This window comes from Microlunatus ginsengisoli, from assembly GCF_039537205.1.
Lineage (GTDB): Bacteria > Actinomycetota > Actinomycetes > Propionibacteriales > Propionibacteriaceae > Microlunatus > Microlunatus ginsengisoli.
Map to the genome: position 1 here is coordinate 442,586 of NZ_BAABAB010000022.1, position 19,240 is coordinate 461,825.

General features: G+C 72.9%; 16 protein-coding genes. 10 read left to right on the plus strand and 6 right to left on the minus strand.

The features are described from left to right. Both ABD747_RS16890 and ABD747_RS16895 read left to right on the plus strand, forming a co-directional pair. On the plus strand, window positions 1-1,341 hold the full coding sequence (locus ABD747_RS16890; protein WP_344806638.1) for a phytoene desaturase family protein: 1,341 nt from the start codon (window positions 1-3) through the stop codon (window positions 1,339-1,341). 91 nt (window positions 1,342-1,432) lie between these two features. Then, window positions 1,433-3,622 (plus strand): HelD family protein, encoded by a 2,190-nt coding sequence (locus ABD747_RS16895; RefSeq protein ID WP_425562552.1) that lies wholly within the window; start codon window positions 1,433-1,435, stop codon window positions 3,620-3,622. 188 nt (window positions 3,623-3,810) lie between these two features. On the opposite strand, the gene metF is transcribed toward ABD747_RS16895, so the two are convergent. Further along, complete coding sequence (gene metF / locus ABD747_RS16900) at window positions 3,811-4,755, minus strand: methylenetetrahydrofolate reductase [NAD(P)H] (RefSeq protein ID WP_344806643.1); 945 nt, start codon at window positions 4,753-4,755, stop codon at window positions 3,811-3,813. A 163-nt stretch (window positions 4,756-4,918) separates the two neighbouring features. Between metF and ABD747_RS16905 the strand changes: the two genes are divergently transcribed. After that, the gene (locus ABD747_RS16905) at window positions 4,919-6,031 is read left to right on the plus strand and encodes a polyprenyl synthetase family protein (RefSeq protein ID WP_344806720.1); all 1,113 of its coding nucleotides are present in this window, start codon (window positions 4,919-4,921) and stop codon (window positions 6,029-6,031) included. Between the two features lie 773 nt (window positions 6,032-6,804). Here the strand turns inward: ABD747_RS16905 and ABD747_RS16910 are convergent. The 4 genes from ABD747_RS16910 to ABD747_RS16925 are packed head-to-tail and all read right to left on the minus strand — an operon-like array spanning window position 6,805 to window position 10,578. After that, window positions 6,805-7,455: a response regulator transcription factor gene (locus tag ABD747_RS16910; RefSeq protein ID WP_344806646.1), complete on the minus strand. Its 651-nt coding sequence runs from the start codon at window positions 7,453-7,455 to the stop codon at window positions 6,805-6,807. Then, a complete protein-coding gene (locus ABD747_RS16915) occupies window positions 7,452-8,648 on the minus strand; it encodes a sensor histidine kinase (protein WP_344806648.1) in 1,197 nt (398 codons plus the stop codon). The genes ABD747_RS16910 and ABD747_RS16915 overlap by 4 nt, the downstream gene beginning before the upstream one ends. Window positions 8,649-8,689: 41 nt before the next feature. Beyond that, window positions 8,690-9,496, minus strand: coding sequence for an ABC transporter permease (locus tag ABD747_RS16920; protein ID WP_344806651.1), 807 nt, complete (start codon window positions 9,494-9,496; stop codon window positions 8,690-8,692). Further along, a complete protein-coding gene (locus ABD747_RS16925) occupies window positions 9,493-10,578 on the minus strand; it encodes an ABC transporter ATP-binding protein (RefSeq protein ID WP_344806654.1) in 1,086 nt (361 codons plus the stop codon). The genes ABD747_RS16920 and ABD747_RS16925 overlap by 4 nt, the downstream gene beginning before the upstream one ends. A gap of 165 nt (window positions 10,579-10,743) precedes the next feature. On the opposite strand from ABD747_RS16925, the gene ABD747_RS16930 reads away from it, so the two are divergent. Together ABD747_RS16930 and ABD747_RS16935 are read left to right on the plus strand one after the other, a co-directional pair. Next, window positions 10,744-11,205, plus strand: coding sequence for a nitroreductase/quinone reductase family protein (locus ABD747_RS16930; protein WP_344806657.1), 462 nt, complete (start codon window positions 10,744-10,746; stop codon window positions 11,203-11,205). 25 nt (window positions 11,206-11,230) lie between these two features. Then, window positions 11,231-12,481 carry an FAD-dependent oxidoreductase gene (locus ABD747_RS16935; protein ID WP_344806659.1) on the plus strand — a complete coding sequence of 417 codons (1,251 nt, stop codon included), beginning with the start codon at window positions 11,231-11,233 and terminating at the stop codon, window positions 12,479-12,481. Window positions 12,482-12,602: 121 nt separating this feature from the next. Here the strand turns inward: ABD747_RS16935 and thiE are convergent, their stop codons facing one another. Continuing rightward, a complete protein-coding gene (gene thiE / locus ABD747_RS16940) occupies window positions 12,603-13,322 on the minus strand; it encodes a thiamine phosphate synthase (RefSeq protein WP_344806661.1) in 720 nt (239 codons plus the stop codon). Window positions 13,323-13,361: 39 nt separating this feature from the next. Here thiE and thiO point away from each other — a divergent pair, with 39 nt between their 5' ends. The 5 genes from thiO (at window position 13,362) to ABD747_RS16965 (ending at window position 19,086) form a co-directional block, all read left to right on the plus strand. Then, entirely contained in the window at window positions 13,362-14,606 is a 1,245-nt protein-coding gene (gene thiO / locus ABD747_RS16945) for a glycine oxidase ThiO (protein ID WP_344806663.1), read from the plus strand. A 94-nt stretch (window positions 14,607-14,700) separates the two neighbouring features. Continuing rightward, window positions 14,701-14,904 carry a sulfur carrier protein ThiS gene (thiS, locus tag ABD747_RS16950; RefSeq protein WP_344806665.1) on the plus strand — a complete coding sequence of 68 codons (204 nt, stop codon included), beginning with the start codon at window positions 14,701-14,703 and terminating at the stop codon, window positions 14,902-14,904. Between the two features lie 4 nt (window positions 14,905-14,908). Then, the gene (locus tag ABD747_RS16955) at window positions 14,909-15,778 is read left to right on the plus strand and encodes a thiazole synthase (RefSeq protein ID WP_344806668.1); all 870 of its coding nucleotides are present in this window, start codon (window positions 14,909-14,911) and stop codon (window positions 15,776-15,778) included. A gap of 157 nt (window positions 15,779-15,935) precedes the next feature. Then, window positions 15,936-18,020: a Stk1 family PASTA domain-containing Ser/Thr kinase gene (gene pknB / locus ABD747_RS16960; RefSeq protein ID WP_344806670.1), complete on the plus strand. Its 2,085-nt coding sequence runs from the start codon at window positions 15,936-15,938 to the stop codon at window positions 18,018-18,020. Window positions 18,021-18,174: 154 nt separating this feature from the next. Further along, window positions 18,175-19,086: a DMT family transporter gene (locus tag ABD747_RS16965; RefSeq protein ID WP_344806672.1), complete on the plus strand. Its 912-nt coding sequence runs from the start codon at window positions 18,175-18,177 to the stop codon at window positions 19,084-19,086. Window positions 19,087-19,240: the final 154 nt, after the last annotated feature.

A 19,240-nucleotide genomic window follows, 5' to 3' on the forward strand; every position in this document is an offset into this window, starting at 1 on the left:
GTGGAGCAGCCGAGCAGGGGCCGGCCGGACCCACCCGTCGTCGTCATCGGCGGCGGGCTGGCGGGGCTGGCGACTGCCGCCCGGCTGGCCAAGCAGCGCTTCACGGTCCAGCTGTTCGAGGCGCGCGACCGGCTCGGCGGCGATTGGGCGCCGCGCCAGCTCGGCTCGATCACGGTCGACGACGCGCCGGCGGTGATCGGGCTGCCGGCTCCGTGGCGCGACCTGTTTCGCAAGAGCGGCCGGCCGCTGGAGACCGAGCTGAGCCGCTGCGGGCGGGCGCTGGAGCCGGCGCCGGCACCGATGTACGTCTTCGCCGACGGGGTGACGCTGACCTTGCCGACGGACCGCGGCGAGCAGTACGACGCGCTCGCCGCCGCGTACGGGGCGCCGGTCGCGACGACCTGGCGCGACCTGCTCGACGGGCTGGACGCCACCTGGCAGGCGCTGCGGCCGCTGGGCCTGGAGACCGAGCTGAGCGACCGCCGGCACGCCGCTCGAGCCGCCCGCCAGCTCCGGCCGAAGGGAACCGTCGCCGATCTGGCCAAGCAGGCGCCGCACCCGCACCTGGCCGCGGTGATCCGCAGCGTCGCCTGGCGGCAGGGGTCCGCTCCGGAACGGACCCCGGCCTGGTGCGCAGTCGACCTGGTGATCGCCCGGACCTTCGGTCGCTGGTCGATCGACAACGGACGTACGTCGGTGCTGGTCGATGCCCTGACCGAACGGCTGCAGCTGCGCAAGGTCACCGTGCACCTGAATACCGAGATCGACCGGATCCTGCTGACCGACGGGCGGGTGACCGGCGTCAGGACCGCGTCCGGGCGCTCGATCGCCGCGGCGGCCGTGGTCTGCACCGCGGACCCGTGGCAGCTCACCGACCGGCTGGTCCCCCAGCCCGAGCTCGGCCGGCTGCGTCGCGACCTGCGCGGGCTCGCCCCGGCACACGCTCCCCTGGTCCGGCACGAGCGGACCGGCTCGACCGGGCCGATCCAGGAGACGATCGCGCTGGACGGGTCCGGGGTGCCGGTGATCACGTACGTCCGGCCCGGACTGCGGACCACCCACGACTTCACCACCGCCGGCCCGGAGCCGGCCTGGGGCCCGGCCTGGACCCGGCGCAGCGACCTGGCCCGGCGGGCGACGACGACCACCGACGTCGCCGGTCTGTTCATCGCGGGCGCCGCGACGGTGGCCGGGAGCGGGCCGCCCCAGGTGGTCCAGTCCGGAGCTCTGGCCTCCGCCGCGTGCGCCGATTATGCTGAAAGGTCTGGTTTCCGGGATAAGGAACGACTACTTGAGTCACGCCCACGCCCATCGGGCCCACGTCGATCGAGCCACGCCTGACGGCCGCGAGGTCGACGACGGGGACGATCGCGATCCGGCCGGTCCGGCATCGAGCGTCGAGGAGCAGGTCGCCTCGGCGGTCGAGCGGGAGCTGGCCGTCGAACAAGCACATGTCGATCTGGTCTATGCGCGGCTGGAGGAGGCCACCCGGGCCGCCGAGCAGGTGGCCCGCGAAGGCGCCTCGCTGTATCAGTCCGACCGCAGCAGCTTCGTCCGCGAGGAGGACGGCACCGGACTGTTCGAGCGCGACGTGTTCGCCTATCAGGCGGCCAAGCGGCTGGCCGAGCTGGACGCCGAGACCGAGGGCCTGGTGTTCGGCCGGATCGACCGGACCGACGCGGAGATCCGCTACATCGGCCGGATCGGGGTCCGCGACGCCGACTACGAGCCGCTCGTGATCGACTGGCGAGCACCCGCCGCCGAGCCGTTCTACCGGGCGACGCCGACCCACCCGATGAACGTCGTCCGCCGTCGGGTGCTGCGCTGCCACGGCGAGCGGGTGATCGGGATCGAGGACGACCTGCTGGACGCCCAGCACGACGCCGGCCAGCTCGTGGTGCTCGGCGAAGGGGCCCTGATGGCGGCGCTGTCGCGGGCCCGAGGGCATCAGATGCGCGACATCGTCGCCACCATCCAGGCCGAGCAGGACGAGGCGATCCGCGCCGCCTGGCAAGGCTTCACGCTGATCTCGGGCGGCCCCGGCACCGGCAAGACGGTGGTCGCGTTGCACCGGGCCGCCTACCTGCTCTATTCCAACCGGCGGCGGTTCGAGAACGGCGGCGTGCTGGTGGTCGGCCCGAGCCGGGTCTTCATGAACTACATCGAACGGGTGCTGCCCTCGCTCGGCGAGGACGCGGTGGTGCTGCGCTCGATCGGCTCGGTCGCCGGCGACGTGGTGCCCGTCTCCGGCGACGCGATCGACTCGGCCCCGGTGGCGGCGATCAAGGGCAGCCTGCGGATGGCCACGCTGCTCCGCAATCTGGCCCACACCCCGCCGCAGCACGTCCCGCAGGAGCTGCGGCTGACGCTGAAGGGTCATGTACTCGCGGTCCGCCCGGCGGCCCTGGAGCGGATCCGGACCGACGTGCTCGCCCATCACAAGCTGAACTCCGGTCGGGAGCCCGCCGAGAAGGCGCTGCTCTCCGCGCTGTGGCGGAGCCGGCCGAGCGAGCTCGACCTGGAGCGCGACGAGTTCGAGGACGAGATCCGGGCGCATCCCGCGTTCCGCTCGTTCGGCAACGCCTGGTGGCCGACGATGTCGGCGCCGACCGCGCTGCTCCGGCTGGCCGACCCGGACATCGCCGCCCGGGCGGCGGGTCCGGCGCTGTCGCAGACCGAGCAGGAGCTGCTGAGTGCGAGCTACCGCGGGCTGGAGCGGCACCACGGTCCCCCGCCGTGGACGGCGGCGGACGGCGCGCTGCTGGACGAACTGGTGAACCTGCTCGGACCGGTCCCGCCGGAGGAGGACCAGGAGGTGTCGCTGTTCCTCGAGGGCGGCGACGAGGTGGCGGAGGTGGTGACCACCATGGAGCGGCTGAACCAGCCGCGCGAGGTGGACCCGTTCGCGACCCCGCACGACACGTACGCCCACATCCTCGTCGACGAGGCGCAGGACGTGACCCCGATGCAGTGGCGGATGCTGCGCCGCCGCGGCGCCAGCGCCAGCTGGACGATCGTCGGCGACCCGGCGCAGAGCTCGTGGCCCGACGCCGGCGAGTACGAGCGCGCGATCGCCGAGCTGATCGGCCGGGCGCCGGTCCGCCGGTTCCGGATGAGCACCAACTACCGCAGCCCGGCGGAGGTGTTCGAGCTGGCGGCGCGGGTGGTGGCGACCCAGTTCCCCACCGTCGACATCCCGGCGGCGGTCCGCTCCACCGGGATCGAGCCCGAGCTGCTGACCGTCGGTGCCGACCGGGTCGAGACCGAGTCGGTGTCGATCGTGTCGTCGCTGCTCGGCCTGGTCGAGGGCACCGTCGGGCTGATCGCGCCGCCGAGCCGGCAGCAGGCCCTCGCCCGGGCGCTGCACGCGGCCGACCTCCCCGGCGCCGCGCGCGTCGTGGTGGTCACGCCGCTGCAGGCGAAGGGCCTGGAGTACGACGCGGTGCTGGTGGTCGCGCCGGAGGAGATCGTCGCCGAGTCGGCCGGCGGCATCCGTACGCTCTACGTGGCGCTGACCCGGCCCACCCAGCGGCTGGTCACCCTCGACCCGGTCCCGCCGTCGGACCCGGGCAGCAACGGTCACGCCGCCCCGATCCCCGCCTGGCGTCGCGGTCTGGCGTGACGGTCGGCGGGCCCTGACTTCTCGTCAGCGGCGGGACCGCACGTCATGGCACGCCAGCGCAACCGGCGAAATGGCGCGAGTGTCCCCATATGGGCGCGACACGCCCAGGAGCCCGCACCAGACGGGCGCGAGTGTCCGATTCCGTAAGCGGTGAGCTGACCCCGGTGAGCTGACCCCGGCGCGGCGGTTCAGGCCGAGCGGACGGCCGGCTGGCGCCCGCGAGCGGCGAGCCCGAGCCGGGCATAGATCTCACGGGTCGCCGGGGAGCGGTTCATCGTGATGAAGTGCAGCCCGGGCACGCCACGGGCCAGCAGGTCCTCGCACAGCTCGGTGGCCAGCTGGATCCCGACCTCGCGGACGGCGTCGTCGTCACCGGCGACCGCGTTCAGCCGGTCCACCACCCGTGCCGGCAGATCGGCGCCGGACAGCTCGGCGAACCGCTGGATCTGGCTGATCCGGGTCACCGGCATGATGCCGGGAATGATCGGCAGGTCGGAACCCAGCGAGCGGACCCGATCGACCAGCTCGACGTAGCGGTCGGCGGTGAAGAACAGCTGGGTGATCGCGAAGCTGGCCCCGGCCCGGTGCTTCTCGACCAGCAGCCGGGCATCCAGCGCCGCGTCGTGATGCTCCGGATGCAGGTCGGGGAAGGCGGCCACCCCGATGCAGAAGTCGCTGAGCTCGCGGATCAGGGCGACCAGCTCGGTCGCGTTGGCCAGCCCCTCGGGATGCCGCACCCACGGCACGGTCGGGCCGCCGGGCATGTCGCCGCGGATCGCCAGCACGTGCCGGATCCCCGCAGCCGCGTACGACCCGACCACCCGGCGCAGCTCGTCGCGGGACTGGCTGGCGCAGGTCAGGTGGGCCATCGCCCGGAGCGTCGTGTTCTGCGCGATCGCCTCGGTCGCGACGATGGTGCGGTCCCGGGTGGACCCGCTCGCGCCGTACGTCATCGAGACGAAGTCGGGCGCCAGCGCCTCCAGCTCGCGCACGGTTCGCCAGAGCTGGCGCTGCTGGGCCTCGTCCTTCGGCGGGAACAGCTCGAACGAGGTCAGCGGGCGACCCTCGTCCGCCGCGGCGGCCAGCAGCTGCTCGATCGTCGGCGGCCGATCTCCCAGTCCACCGGTCGGCATGACGGCAACCTTAGCCGCCCCGTCCGGCCCGCAGCCGGGGTCGCGCGGTCTCGGACGCGGCGGATGAGCCGGCCGGTTTCGGACGCGCGGGGTTTCGTAGGCTCGGCGTGTGGTCGGTACTCCTCAACTCACCGAGTCCAGCGAGATCGTCCGCGCTCCGGGGCTGACGCTCGATCCGCGGCACCCGCTGTCCCGGGCGTTCCGGCAGGCGATCTCGGACGCCCTGGTCGCCCTCGTGGACGCGCAGGCCGGCTCGCTCAGGGCGATGGGCCCCGAGCTGGAGCCGGTGCTGGGGATGGCCCATCGCGCGGCGGCCGGCGGCAAGCGGATCCGGCCCGCGTTCTGCACCTGGAGCTATCTGGCGGCCGGCGGCGCGGTAGCCGACCTGCCGGCGGTGATCAGGGCCGCTGCCAGCCTGGAGCTGCTGCACGTCAGCGCCCTCGTGCACGACGACGTGATGGACTCCTCCGACCTGCGCCGGGGGGAGCCGTCGGTGCACCGGCAGTTCGAGATCCTGCACGAGGAATCGGGCTGGCTCGGAGCCGCCGACGGATTCGGCCGGTCCGTGGCGATCCTGCTCGGCGACCTGCTGGTGATGTGGTCGGCCCAGCTGATCCAGCGTTCCGGTCTCTCGGCCGAGGCGTTGGCGCGGTCACTCCCGCTGGTCGAGGAGATGCGGACCGAGGTGACCTGCGGGCAGTATCTCGACGTGGTGGCGCAGGTCCAGCCGCTGCGGACAGGTCCGGAGGGCGGCGCCGACATCGGCCGAGCCCTAGACGAGGCGAGCCGGGTGGTGGAGTTCAAGTCGGCCCGCTACACCGTACGCCGGCCCTGCCAGTCCGGTGCCGCGATGGCCGGGGCACCCACAGAGCTGATCGAGGCACTGGGCGCGTACGGCTCGCCGCTCGGCCGCGCCTTCCAGTTCCGCGACGACGTGCTCGGTGTCTTCGGCGACCCCGGCGTGACCGGGAAGCCCGCCGGTGACGACCTGCGCGAGGGCAAGCGAACCGTGCTGATCGCGCACGCGCTGGCCGGCGCGGATGCGCGCGGCCGGGAGCTGCTGGCGTCGCGGCTCGGCGACCCGGTGCTGGACGAATCCGGGATCGCGGAGCTGCAGGCCGTGATCATCGCCTCCGGCGCGCTGCAGGAGGTCGAGGCGATGATCGGCGCCGGGCACCGGCAGGCCGTCCGCGCCCTCGCCGACGCCGACCTGACCCCCGCCGGCCGGACCGCACTCACCGCCCTGGCCGATCTCGCCGTCCACCGCGACACCTGACCCTTCCACGGACGTCCTCGCCGACCCCGCTCCCAGCCCCACATTCCCGCCGCGGCCGGACTACGGGACTCACCGGCGCCGCTCCCACCCCGACATTCCCGCCGCGGCCGGACTATCGGGCTCACCGCCACCGATCCGAGCCCGACTTTCCCGCCGCGGCCGGACTATCGGGCTCACCGACGCCGCTCCCACCCCGACATTCCCGCCGCGGCCGGACTATCGGGCTCATCGCCACCGCTCCCACCCCGACATTCCCGCCGCGGCCGGACTATCGGGCTCACCGCCACCGCTCCCACCCCGACATTCCCGCCGCGGCCGGACTATCGGGCTCACCGCCACCGCTCCCACCCCGACATTCCCGCCGCGGCCGGACTATCGGGCTCACCAACCCCGCACCCAGCCCGACATTCCCGCCGCGGCCGGACTATCGGGCTCACCAACCCCGCACCCAGCCCGACTTTCCCGCCGCGGCCGGGCTATCGGGCTCACGGACGCCGCTCCCACCCCGACTTTCCCGCCGCGGCCGGATGATGGGACGCAACGCGCCGCCAGGGTTCGCCGCGCCCCACACCGCCGGGGCCCGGACCCGCCCATCGACCGCTCGCCCGGTCGACGACGGATGCGCCCTGGTCGATCCAAAATGATCAAGTCGCGCGGGCCCCAGGTGCCTCGAGTACGACGAGGGAGCATCCGTCGTCGACGGTCCGGGCGTACCACCACCGCGGCGAGCTGGTCGCCGGCCGGCGAAGGCTTGGGGAGGCGGCGCGCTCCGATCAGATCCAGCCGCGCTCGCGGGCCCGGTGGACCGCCTCGTGCCGATTCGCCACGCCGAGCTTGCTGACCGCGGCCGACAGGTAGTTGCGGACCGTGCCGACCGACAGCGACACCCGCTGGGCGATCTCCTCGATCGGGCTCCCGTCGGCGGCCAGGGCGAGCACGTCCGCCTCGCGCGCCGACAGCGGGGAGTCGCCGGCGCCGATCGCCTCTGCCGCCAGCTGCGGGTCGACGTAGCGACCCCCGGCGGCGACCGTGCGGATCGCGGTGGACAGGTCGCGGGCGGAGACCGATTTCGGCAGGAAGCCGCGCACGCCCGCGGCCAGCGCCTGCTTCAGGTAGCCCGGCCGTCCGTGCGAGGTGAGGATGACGCAAGCGCAGTCGGGCAGGTCGGTGCGCAGCCGCTCGGCCACCGCGATCCCGTCCAGCCCCGGCATCTGCAGGTCCAGCAGCGCCACCCGGGGGCGGTACCGGCGGGCGGCTGCCACCGCCTCGGTGCCCGAGGCGGCTACCGCGATCACCTCCAGCTCGGCCTCGAGCCCGATCAGGGTCGCCAGGGCATCGCGGATCAGGGTCTCGTCGTCGGCGAGCAGCACACTGATCGCCGGCCCGCTCTCGACGGGCTCGCTCTTGACCGGCTCGGGGCTCATCGCACCGACCCGCTCGCGGCCGGTTGCCGGACGGGGATCACCGCCTCGACCGAGAACCGGTCCGCGGACCGCCAATAGCGGATCCGGCCGCCGACCGCGGCCAGCCGCTCGCCCATCCCGATCAGACCGGATCCCCGCGACACCTCGTCCGCGACCCCGGCCTTGTCGTTCGTGACGGTGAGAGTGAGGTCGGCCCCGGCCGCCACTCCGATGAAGCACTCGGTCGCCGTCGAGTGCCGGATCACGTTGGTCACGGACTCCCGCAGCATCCAACCGAGCGCGGACGCGGTCTCGGGCGGCAGGCCGGCCGGCGGTGCCCCGTGCACCACGCAGCGGATCCCGGCGCTGTCCAGCAGCGCCCGCGCCCCGGCCAGCTCCGCGGACAGATCCGCCTCCCGATAGCCCTGCACCAGCTGGCGCATCTCGCGACCGGACTGGTCGGCGATCACCCGGACCGCGGCGATCTCGTCCGCCGCGGCCTCGGGCCGGCCACGCCGGATCAGCTCGGCCGCGAGCTCGCTCTTGACCGCGACCGTGGCGAGGGTACGTCCGTACAGGTCGTGCAGGTCGCGCGCGATCCGCAACCGCTCCTCCGCGATCGCCAGGTCGGCGGCCCTGGTCCGGGCGTCGTCCAGCTCCCAGACCACCTTCAGCATCCAGCCGGACAGCCAGAACGTGAAGCCGAGGAACAGCATGCTGATCGACAGGCCGATGCCCAGCCCGAGCGCCGTCAGACCGTCAACGAACCCGATCGCGAGCGCGACGACACCGGTTAATGCGGCGGCGCCCAGAGAGGCGATCAGCACCCACCGCGCGCGGAGCGCGGGCGCGATCGCCGCGACCGCCGAACCGACCGGCGCCACCAGGGCCGACGCCAGGCCGGTCTCGTCGACGGCCAGCCCGGTCACCACCACGACCAGCATGCCGAGGGTCAGCACGGTCCAGGCGACCAGGCAGATCCGATCCCGACGGCCGAACCGCACTCCGTCGCGGACGGTGGTGAGCGCCCAACGACAGACAAAGATGTTGGCCACCGTCTGCACGACGGCCAGAACGATCGGGATCACGTTGCCGCTCGGTACGAACGCGCCGATCACCAGCAGCGGCTCGAACGCGAGCAGGACGTACATCGAGATGCGCACGTACAGCTCGAACCGGCGGGTGTTGGCCTGCAGGCCCGCGCTGCTGGTCATGGACCCGATCCTTCCACGCCGGCCCGGATCGACCGGACTCATCAGCGGCGGGGCTCCCAGCCGAACCGGCGCCGCAGCAGCCACAGCCCGGCGAGCACCCAGCCGGCCGCGACCCCGAGATCCAGCAACACGGCCAGCCAGAGCTGGCTCCCGCCGACGGCCTCGCCAGTGACCCGGGTCGCGGAGAGCGCGACGAACGCCAGGTCGATCGTCGGGAACATCGGCGACAGCTGCGCCGCCCACTGCAGCCAACCGGGCAGGATGCCGATCGGTACGGTCATCCCGGACAGGCCGAGGGCGACCATGATCAACGGCATCGTGGTCAGCTGGGCCGCCTCGACCGACTTGGTGAACGGGCAGGACGCCAGCGCCAGCACCCACCAGACCGCGCAGCCGGCGATCACCGCGGGCAGCAGCAGCCAGGTGTGCGGAGCAGAATCCAGCCCCATCACGATCGCCACCGCGATCAGCCCGATGATCACCTGGACCGCCACCAGGATCAGCAGCGGCAGTGCCATTCCGATCATGATCGCCGCGGGCCGGACCGCGCTGGAGTACAGCCGCTTCAGGGTGTGCTCCTCCCGGCGGGCCACGGTCGAGGTGACCAGCGAGTAGTAGAGCACCAACAAAAGCACGGACCCGATCACCATGCTCATCGCCAGCGGCGGCCCGCTCAAGGCGCTCGGCAGCACGCCCAGCAGGGCGACCAGCATCAGCGGGATCAGTGTCGCGGTGAACAGCGCGGTCTTGTTACGCAGCAGCAGGGTGCTCTCCGACCGGGCCAGCGCCAGCACCTGCCGGGTGGGACGTACGCCCTCGGTCCGGGTCGGATCCGTCACGGCGCTCATGCCGCCCACCCCTGGCTCGCGCTCACCGGCGGCTGGGCCGCGACATCGAGGAAGGCCTGCTCCAGCGAGCCGGGGGTCACCCGAAGCTCACGTAGCAGCAGGCGATCGCCGGCCCAGTCCAGCAGCAGTCGCAGCAACGGCTGCGGGTCGAACGTCTCCAGCCGGACGTGGTGCCGGCCGTCCTGCCGCTCGGCGCTGAAGCCCGCACCGGCCATCCGGCGTACGGCCTCCAGCGAGTCTGCGGCCTCCGCCGCGTCCACGGCGAAGGTGATCCGGGTCGGCTGCCGGGAGACGATCTCGGCCAGGGTTCCCTCGCGTGCGATCACGCCGGCATGCATGATCGCGATCCGGTCCGCCAGCGCCTCGGCCTCCTCCAGGTAGTGCGTCGTCAGCAGCACGGTCGTCCGCTCGCGCAACAGGGTGCCGATCAGCTCCCAGGTGGCTCGCCGGCTCTGCGGGTCGAGGCCGGTGGTCGGCTCGTCCAGGAACAGCACGTCCGGCCGGCCCATCAGCGCCAGCGCCAGGTCCAGCCGCCGGCGCTCGCCGCCGGACAGGCTGGCGATCGCGACGTCGCGCCGGTGACCGAGCACGACCAGGTCGAGCACCTCTGCGACGGAGCGCGGGCTCGGCAGCGTGCGGTGCCAGAGGGCGGCCATCTCAGCCACGGTCAGCGCACCGGGGAAGCCGGCCTCCTGCAGCATGATGCCGATCCGCGGCCGGACCGCGTCCCGGTCGCGGAACGGGTCGCGGCCCAGCACCCGGACCGTCCCACCGCTCGGCGCAGCCAACCCCTCGACGGTCTCCACCGTCGAGGTCTTGCCGGCCCCGTTGGTGCCGAGCAGGGCGTACAGCTCTCCCCGGCGGACCCGGATGTCCACCCCACGGACCGCTTCGAACCCGTGTCCCGTGCGGCTCCGGCCCGAACCCTCGTAGCGTCGCCGCAGGCCCCGGACGTCCACCACGACGTCCGCGCTATCGGCTGCCTGCGCCGCGGGCCGCGTTGCGGACAGCTCAGTCCCGGACAACGATCGAGGCGGACCGGCGGCCCCGGCCATCGGGCGGGTCGTGTCGTGTCGGCTCATGTCTCCACCGTCTCCCGGGATCCGGGCCGGCGGCAGTGCCCATGATCACCGACCCGGATGAGCCGTTCACCGTTGCGGCATGACGGATGTCATCCTGCGCATCCGGACGGCAGGCCGGGTGAGAATCCGAATCGCAGCCGAACGACCGAGGAGCGGATACGGGCGATGAGCCAGGGGCAGCAGGACTTCAGGGCGATGAACCACGCGATGGTGGCCCGGGTGCTGGCCACGCCCGCGCAGCCGATCCCCGCCGGCGGGTACGCCCTCCGGGTGCTGGAGGTCGCCGGCCGGCACCGCGGGCGGCCGGCCCGGACGCCGATCGGGGTGCTGGACCACGACGGCCGGCACTATCTGGTCTGTCCCGACCGGTCCCGGGACTGGCCCCGGAATCTCGGCAAGGCAGGGCGGGCGGTGATCCTCGCCGAGGATGTCGCCGAGCCGGTCCGGGCCACGGAGGTCACCGGACGGGCGGCGGCCGAGGTCGTGGCGGCCTATCTCCGCGCCGTGACCACCCCGTGGGCCGTCGCGGCCTTCGGGCTGCCGCCGAACGCGACCGCTGACGACGCGATGGCCGAGCTGGGCCGGATGGCGGTCTTCGAGCTGAGCCCGGACCCGGACGCCGCATGACGCGGGCACGGCCGGTGCGAGTCCGATGAGCGAGAACGACGGGGCGGCAGGCCTCGACTGCGTGGTCGTGGGGGGCGGGCCCGGCGGGATGGTGCTGGCCCATCTGCTGGCCCGCGCCGGCCTCCGGGTCACCCTGCTGGAAGGCCACCGCGACTTCGATCGCGACTTCCGCGGCGACTCGCTGCACCCGTACACGCTGGAGCTGATGGACACGCTCGGGCTGGCCGACGGCCTGCTGGCCCTGCCGCACTTCAAGGCGACCCGCTTCCGGGCCCACACCATGGCCGGCAGCATCGTGCTCGCCGACTACGAAAGGGTCCGCTCACCGTACCCGTACGTCGCGATCATGCCGCAGGTCCGGTTCCTCGACTTCCTGGCCGAGCGGTCCGCGGCGCTGCCCGGCTTCACCCTGATCACCGGCGCCCGGGTCCGTGAGCTGGTGATCGAGGACGGTCGGGTGGTGGGCGTCCGCTGGCGAGAGGGGCAGCAGACCCGGGAGCTGCGGGCCCGGGTCGTGGTCGGCTGCGACGGCCGGTTCTCCAAGCTGCGCGCGCTGGCCGAGGTACCGGTCACCGACCTCGGCGCCGCCAGCGACCTGCTGTGGTTCCGGCTGCCGCGGGAGCCCGGCGACCCCCCGGAGGCCGACATCGACCTGTACTTCGGGCCGCGCAACTACGTCGGGATGCTCGGCGGCATCTCAGACTGGCAGATCGGCTACACGCTGCCGAAGGGCGGCTTTCCCGCCGCCCGTGAGGCCGGCGTCGAGCCGATCCGGGAGTTCCTGCGTAGCTACGTCGGCTGGCTCGAGGACCGGATCGAGTTGCTGGCCGGCTTCGACCAGACCACGCTGCTGTCGGTCGAGCTGAAGCGAGTCGAGCGCTGGTGGCGGCCGGGCCTGCTGCTCATCGGCGACGCCGCGCACGTGATCTCCCCGGTCGGCGGTAACGGCATCCTGATGGCGATCCAGGACGCGGTGGCGGCGACCAACCGGCTGGTGCCGGCCCTGCGCTCGGCGCGGACCGGGGCCACCGACGTACCGGACGGGGTGCTGGCGGCCGTCCAGGCGGACCGGGAACCGGCCGTCCGCGAGGTCCAGGCCGACCAGGTCAGCGTCGAGCGACGGGCCAAACGGGCCCGCGAGGCGGGCCGCGAGCTGATCCCCGGCCGGCTGCTCAAGGTCGTTACCGCGCTGCCCGGGGTGAAGGCGCGCGGTGCGCGGAGCAACTCCTACGGCCCGAACCCGCCGCGGCTGGACACCGATCTGCTGACCGCCTGACCGCCTTTCCGCCTGACCACGCCCGCCCGCTCTCGACGGAATCGGACACTCGGCCCCATATCGCGTCGCGTCCTCGGCGTGTCGCGCTCAGAATCGGACACTCGGCGACCGGCTCGTCGGGTCAGCCCAGCGCGCGCAAGGTGTACGTCCGCATCGCCGCCTCGTCCTCCCAGGCCGCCCCGAGGCGGTCCGCCAGCTCGGCCGCGGCGGCGCGCGGGTCGCCGGCCTCGGTGATCGCGCGGACGACGCAGACCCGGCGCGCCCCCGCCTCGATCACCTCGTCCAGGTGGGCCCGGTCGATCCCGCCGATCGCGAACCACGGCTTCGCGCTCGGGTCGCCGGGCGGCGCGACCTCGGTCGCATAGCGAACCAGTTCGAGACCGACCGGGTGATAGTCCGGCTTGGTCGGCGTCGCGTAGACCGGGCCGACGCAGAAGTAGTCCGTGTGCTCGTCGGCGACCGCCTTGTCGGTCTCCCGCTCGGCGTGCGTCGACCGGCCGAGCAGGGCCCACTCGTGCAACCGGCTCTTCGCCTTGCGGGCCGAGCCGTCGGTCTGGCCGAGGTGGACCATGTCGGCGCCGAACCGCTGGGCCAGCCGGGGCGAGTCGTTGACGCAGACGATCGCTCGCGGGAATCGTTGGGCGACGCTGCGCGCGGTCTCCAGGGCCGCGAGCTCGGCGTCCGGGTCGAGGTTCTTCTCCCGCACCTGGACGATGTCGACGCCGCCCAGGAGCGCTTCGGCGAGGAAGTCGGCGAGGTCGCCCTGCCCGGCGCGGGTGTCGGTGCAGAGATAGAGCCTGGCGAGCTTGAGTCGGGTCGCGAGTCCCAGCAGGGCGGTCACAGCGGCCAAGCCTAGCTACGCCGTCTCTAGACTGGCCGCATGAGCACCGGCCCGCGAACGACGTCCGACGTGATCGTCGTCGGCGGCGGGCTGATCGGCAGCGCGATCGCCTGGCGGCTGGCCGGCGCCGGACGGACGGTGCGGATGGTGGTCGGTGAGCCGGGCGCCGCCGCGTCCCGGGTGGCGGCCGGCATGCTGGCCCCGGTCACCGAGATCAGCTTCACCGAGCAGGCGCTGCTGCCGCTCAACCTGGCCTCGCTGGGGCGCTACGAGACCTTCGCCGCGGAGGTTGCCGAGGCGAGCGGCCTGCCGACCGGGCTGAGCCGGACGCCGACGATCTCGGTCGCCTACGACGCTGACGACCTGGCGCGGCTGACGACGCTGAAGGAGTTCCTCGACCGGATCGGGCTGAAGGCCGAGCGGCTGGTCAGCCGGGACGCGCGCCGGCTGGAGCCGCTGCTGTCTCCCCAGGTCAGAGGCGGTTTGCTGGTCGACGCCGACTGGAGCATCGACAACCGGCTGCTCTGGGCGGCGATCGGCGCGGCCGGCCGCCGGGCCGGGGTGGCGGAGGTCGACGGCTTCGTCCACCATGTGCGCCGCAGCGGTACGCAGGTCAGCGGGGTCACCCTGGCCGACGGCACCGAGCTGGACGCGGCCGTGGTCGTGGTGGCCTGCGGCGCCTGGGCCGGCCAGCTGACCGGGATCGACCCGCTCCCGGTCCGGCCGGTGAAGGGTCAGATCCTGCGGCTCGACCCGCGCGGGCTGCCGCAGCCGAGTCAGACCGTCCGGGCCATTACCCAGGGCAGTGAGGTGTACGTCGTCCCGCGCGCCGGCGGTCGCGAGGTCGTGGTCGGCGCGACCGTCGAGGAGAAGGGCTTCGACCGCGGGGTCACGGCCGACGGTGTCTACGAGTTGCTCCGCGACGCCCGACGGGTGCTGCCGATGACCGCCGAGTACGCCCTCGCCGAGACGACGGTCGGCTGGCGACCCGGCAGCCCGGACAACGCACCGATCCTCGGTCCCGGCGAGCTGGACGGCCTCGTCCTGGCCACCGGCCACTACCGCAACGGCGTCCTGCTCACCCCGGTGACCGCGGACGCGATCAGCGCGTACGTCCTCACCGGCGAGCTGCCCGAGGAGGCCCGGGCGTTCACCCTCGAGCGCTTCGCCACCTCTCACCCCACTCCGCCGTCCCCGCCCTCCCCCGCTTCCTCCCCGCCCTCCTCCCCCACGGCCTCCCCGCCCACGTCCTCCCCGCCCGCCCCGGAAACTGTGCAGCTCTGACAGCGACACGCCGAGCGAAGTTGCGACACCTGCACAGTTTCCGGGGAGGCGCGGGGTTCCGAGAGGGCGCGGGGGTCCGGGGAGGTGCCGAGCAGTGAAGGTGTACGTGAACGGTGAGCCGCGCGAGGTCGGCGAAGGGGCCAGCGTGGCCGAGGTCGTGGCGCCGGGTGAGCCCGCGACGCCTCGCGGGATCGCGGTGGCGGTGGACGGCAGCGTCGTGCCGCGGGCGCAACACAGCGCTACCACGGTGCACGAGGGCGCGCGGATCGAGATCGTGACGGCGGTGCAAGGTGGTTGAGTCGATGACCGAAACGGATGCCCTTCGACAGGCTCAGGGCGCGTCGACACCGGCTCAGGGCACCTCGGCACCGGCTCAGGGCACCTCGGCACGGGCTCTGCATGCGTCCGCTGACCCGTTGCGGATCGCGGACCGGGAGTTCGCTTCCCGGCTGATCATGGGTACCGGCGGCGCGCCGAGCCTGGAGGTCATGGAGGCCGCGCTGCTCGCGTCGGGCACCGAGCTGACCACCGTTGCGATGCGCCGGATCGACCCGAACGCGCCCGGTTCGGTGCTGGAGATCCTCGACCGGCACGGCATCGCCGTGCTGCCCAACACCGCCGGCTGCTACACCGCGGCCGACGCGATCCTGACCGCTCAGCTGGCGCGCGAGGCGCTCGAGACCGACTGGGTCAAGCTCGAGGTGATCGCCGACGAGGTGACCCTGCTGCCCGACCCGATCGAGCTGCTGGACGCGGCGGAACGCCTGGTCGCGGAGGGTTTCGTGGTGCTGCCGTACACCAACGACGACCCGGTGCTGGCCCGCAAGCTGCAAGACGCCGGCTGTGCCGCGGTGATGCCGCTCGGCGCCCCGATCGGCTCCGGGCTCGGCATCCGCAACCCGCACAACATCGAGCTGATCGTGGCCGCGGCGACCGTTCCGGTGGTGCTGGACGCCGGAATCGGGACCGCCTCCGAGGCGGCGCTGGCGATGGAGCTGGGCTGCGACGCGGTGCTGCTGGCTTCGGCCGTGACCCGCTGCGAGAACCCGGTGGCGATGGCGCACGCGATGCGGCTGGCCGTCGAGGGGGGCCGGCTGGCCCGCGGCGCCGGCCGGATCCCGGTCCGCCGCTACGCCATGGCCTCCACCACCGACGTCGGCCGGATCGACTGAGGCCGCGCCACCCCTTTCCCGCGGAGTTGTCAGGTTCTCAGCGCGCTATAGCTCGCCGAGAACCTGACAACTCGCGGAGCCCGGCGCGCCCTACCGGCTCCGCGGCGCGACCGCTCCTAGACTCGCGGGGACGGCCCGCACGGGCATCTTCCCCACCGTGTCTGGAGCGCATGTGACCACGACGAGTGTTGGCGACCCCTTGCTGGGGCACTCGCTCGAGGGTCGCTACCGCATCGTCGAGCGACTCGCCCGCGGCGGCATGGCGACCGTCTACAAGGCCATCGACACCCGGCTGACCAGGACCGTTGCGGTCAAGGTGATGCACGTCGGGCTCGGCGACGACACCGAGTTCGCCCGCAAGTTCGATCGCGAGGCACGGGCCGCCGCCCGGCTGTCGCACCCGTGCGTGGTGTCGGTCTTCGACCAGGGCACCGACGACGGCCGGCCCTACATCGTGATGGAGTACGTCGAGGGTCCGACCCTGCGCGACGTCATCAACCGCGAGGCGCCGCTGCCGCCGCAACGGGCGCTCGAGCTGATCGAGCCGGTGCTGAGCGCGCTGGCCGCCGCCCACGAGGCGGGCCTGATCCACCGCGACGTCAAGCCCGAGAACGTCTTGATCACTCCCCGCGGCCAGCTCAAGGTCGCCGACTTCGGGCTGGCCAAGGCGATCACCGCACAGACCTCGACCGCGACCCAGGGCCTGCTGATCGGAACCGTCTCCTACCTTCCGCCGGAGCTGGTGATGTCGGGCAAGGCGGACGCCCGGTCCGACGTCTACAGCGCCGGGATCGTGCTGTTCGAGCTGCTCACCGGCCGCAAGCCGCACACCGGTGACACACCGATCCAGGTGGCGTACGCCCACGTCCACAAGGACGTACCGCCGCCGTCGTCGTTCCGCACCGCCGGTCCGATCCCGCCGTACGTGGACGCGCTGATCGCCCGGGCCACCGCGCGCGATCCCGACCTGCGGCCGCGGGACGCCAAGATCATGCTGAGCCAGGTCCGCCGGGTGCGGACCGCGTTGCGGGAGGGCATCGCCGACGATCCCGAGCTGACCGAGGACCTGTCCGGCATCCTGGCCGTACGGGCGTCGGCAGAGGAGACCACCGAACCGCAGCCAGGGGCGGGCTCGCCGTTCGAGACGCTCGATCCGCGGGCGGACTTCCGGGCACCGATGTTCGTGCCGGCCAGCCCGACCAGCCCGCGGTCCCCCGCGTCGCCGTACGAGCCGTTCGCCGGCACCATCGAGCACACCCCGCCGCGGACCGTGCTGGACGCGCCGCCGCCCGGCGTGCCGCCCCGCGACGATGCGCTGCTCGAGCGCGTCGGTGCCGAACGCGACCGCCGGCGCCGCCGGCGCCGGCGCGGGTTGATCGTCCTGCTCCTCGTGCTGATGCTGACCGCGTCGGCCGCGCTGGCCGGCTGGTATCTCACCGAGGGCCGGTTCACCACCGCGCCCGCCCTGGAGAACCTGTCCCAGGCCGAGGCCCAGGCCGTCGTCGACAAGGCCGGGCTGAGCGTGTCGTTCGACCACGCCTACAGCGAGACCACGCCGGTCGGCCTGGTCAGCTCGACCGACCCGGGTCCCGGGTCGCGGGTCCGCGAGGGCGGGCAGCTGGTCGCCTACCTGTCCAAGGGACCCGAGCGGCACCCGATGCCGACCGTCGCCGGGCTGTCGGTGCAGGCCGCCACGGCCGCGATCGAGGGCGCCAGCCTCGCCGTCGGCAAGGTCAACGAGACCTTCAGCGACGCGGTCGCCAAGGGCATGGTGATCGGCGCGGCCTACAAGCCGGGCACCTCGCTGAAGCCGGAGACCGCAGTCGATTTGATGGTCTCCACCGGGCCGAAGCCGATCACCGTGACCGACTTCACCGGCAAGAGCGCCGACGACGCCGAGAAGGCGCTGGAGCAGGCCGGGTTCAAGGTGACCCGGGAGAAGAAGAACTCCGACCAGGTCGACAAGGGCCTGGTGATCGCCCAGGACCCGGCCAAGGGCACCGGCTTCAAGGGCGACGAGATCACCCTGACCGTCTCCGACGGGCCCGTCATGGTCACCGTGCCGAACGTGCGCGCGATGGGAACCAAGGCGGCCGAGTCGGTGATGCGGAAGGCCGGCTTCAAGGTGCGCGTCCGCGCCGTCAAGACCAACTACCTGGGCCTGGGCTACGTCGCCTATACCAACCCGGGTGCGCGCACCAGTGCCCCGAAGGGCTCCACCATCACGCTCTACGTGGTGTAGCGGCACGGCGCGACGCGGCCGCTCGCGCCGCCCGGGCACAGCTTCGCTCGGTTTCGACCTTGTTCGCTCGGCTAGCTCCACGCGCGGAGTAGGGCGTACCCGAGCGAAGATGGTCGAGCGGTAGAGCGGGCGCCCGCAGACCTAGGCTGACCCAATGCGTACGACGGACCGCCGCGAGTTCGGGGCCTTCCTGGCCCTGTTGACCGTGACCGCCGTCTGGGGCTCGACGTTCTTCATGATCAAGGACGTCGTCACCAGGCTGCCGGTGGCGGACCTGCTCGCGGTCCGGTTCGCGATCGCCAGCCTCGCTCTGCTCGTGTTCTCCATCGGCCGGCTGAAGCTGGACCGGCGTACGCTGCGCCGCGGTGCCCTGCTCGGCGTGCTGTACGGCGTCGCCCAGATCCTGCAGACCGCGGGGCTGGCGCACACCGCGGCCAGCGTGTCCGGCTTCATCACCGGCCTGTACGTCGTCGCCACCCCGCTGCTGTCCGCCCTGATCCTGCACACCAAGATCCCGCGGACCACCTGGCTGGCCGCCGTGCTCGCCACCATCGGCCTCGGCGTGCTCAGCCTGAACGGGTTCAGCGTCGGCTACGGCGAGCTGCTGACGCTGGCGTCGGCGATCGTCTATGCCCTGCACATCGTCGCGCTCGGCCGGCTCAGCGACGGCACCGACGCGCTCAGCCTGTCGCTGGTCCAGATGGTCATGATCACGATCCTGTGCACCGTCGCGGCACTGCCCGGCGGGATCACCCTGCCCAGTTCGACGACGGACTGGCTGATCGTGATCTATCTCGCGGTGGTCGCCGGGGCGCTGACCATGTTCGCCCAGACCTGGGCCCAGGCACGGATCGACGCCTCCCGAGCCGCCGTGATCATGGCCCTGGAACCGGTCTGGGCGGCCTTCTTCGCCGTTACCCTGGGCGGGGAGTCGATCACTCTCCGCATGATCATCGGCGGGCTGGCGATCCTCTCCGCGATCTATCTGGTCGAGCTGGCCCCGCGCCTGGTCGAGCGCCGAGCGAGACGTCGAGAGAGACGCCGGGCGGAGGCGGCGGAGCGATGAGCACCACCGGGCCTCACCCTCGACGCCCCCCGACGCCTCCGCCGGAGATCAGCTCCGCGTACAGGTCGAGGTGATCGTTGACCATGCGAGTCGTGCTGAACCGGGTCGCCGCTGCCTCACGGCAGGCCGATCGGTCCAGCTCCGACGCCCGGCG

Coding starts and splice junctions, on each gene's coding strand:
- ABD747_RS16925 (WP_344806654.1), bottom strand. CDS start 10,578: ATGAGCCGACACGACACGACCCGCCCGATGGCCGGGGCCGCCGGTCCG.
- metF (WP_344806643.1), bottom strand. CDS start 4,755: ATGCCGACCGGTGGACTGGGAGATCGGCCGCCGACGATCGAGCAGCTG.
- ABD747_RS16965 (WP_344806672.1), top strand. CDS start 18,175: ATGCGTACGACGGACCGCCGCGAGTTCGGGGCCTTCCTGGCCCTGTTG.
- ABD747_RS16930 (WP_344806657.1), top strand. CDS start 10,744: ATGAGCCAGGGGCAGCAGGACTTCAGGGCGATGAACCACGCGATGGTG.
- ABD747_RS16920 (WP_344806651.1), bottom strand. CDS start 9,496: ATGAGCGCCGTGACGGATCCGACCCGGACCGAGGGCGTACGTCCCACC.
- ABD747_RS16915 (WP_344806648.1), bottom strand. CDS start 8,648: ATGACCAGCAGCGCGGGCCTGCAGGCCAACACCCGCCGGTTCGAGCTG.
- ABD747_RS16910 (WP_344806646.1), bottom strand. CDS start 7,455: ATGAGCCCCGAGCCGGTCAAGAGCGAGCCCGTCGAGAGCGGGCCGGCG.
- ABD747_RS16955 (WP_344806668.1), top strand. CDS start 14,909: ATGACCGAAACGGATGCCCTTCGACAGGCTCAGGGCGCGTCGACACCG.
- thiO (WP_344806663.1), top strand. CDS start 13,362: ATGAGCACCGGCCCGCGAACGACGTCCGACGTGATCGTCGTCGGCGGC.
- ABD747_RS16935 (WP_344806659.1), top strand. CDS start 11,231: ATGAGCGAGAACGACGGGGCGGCAGGCCTCGACTGCGTGGTCGTGGGG.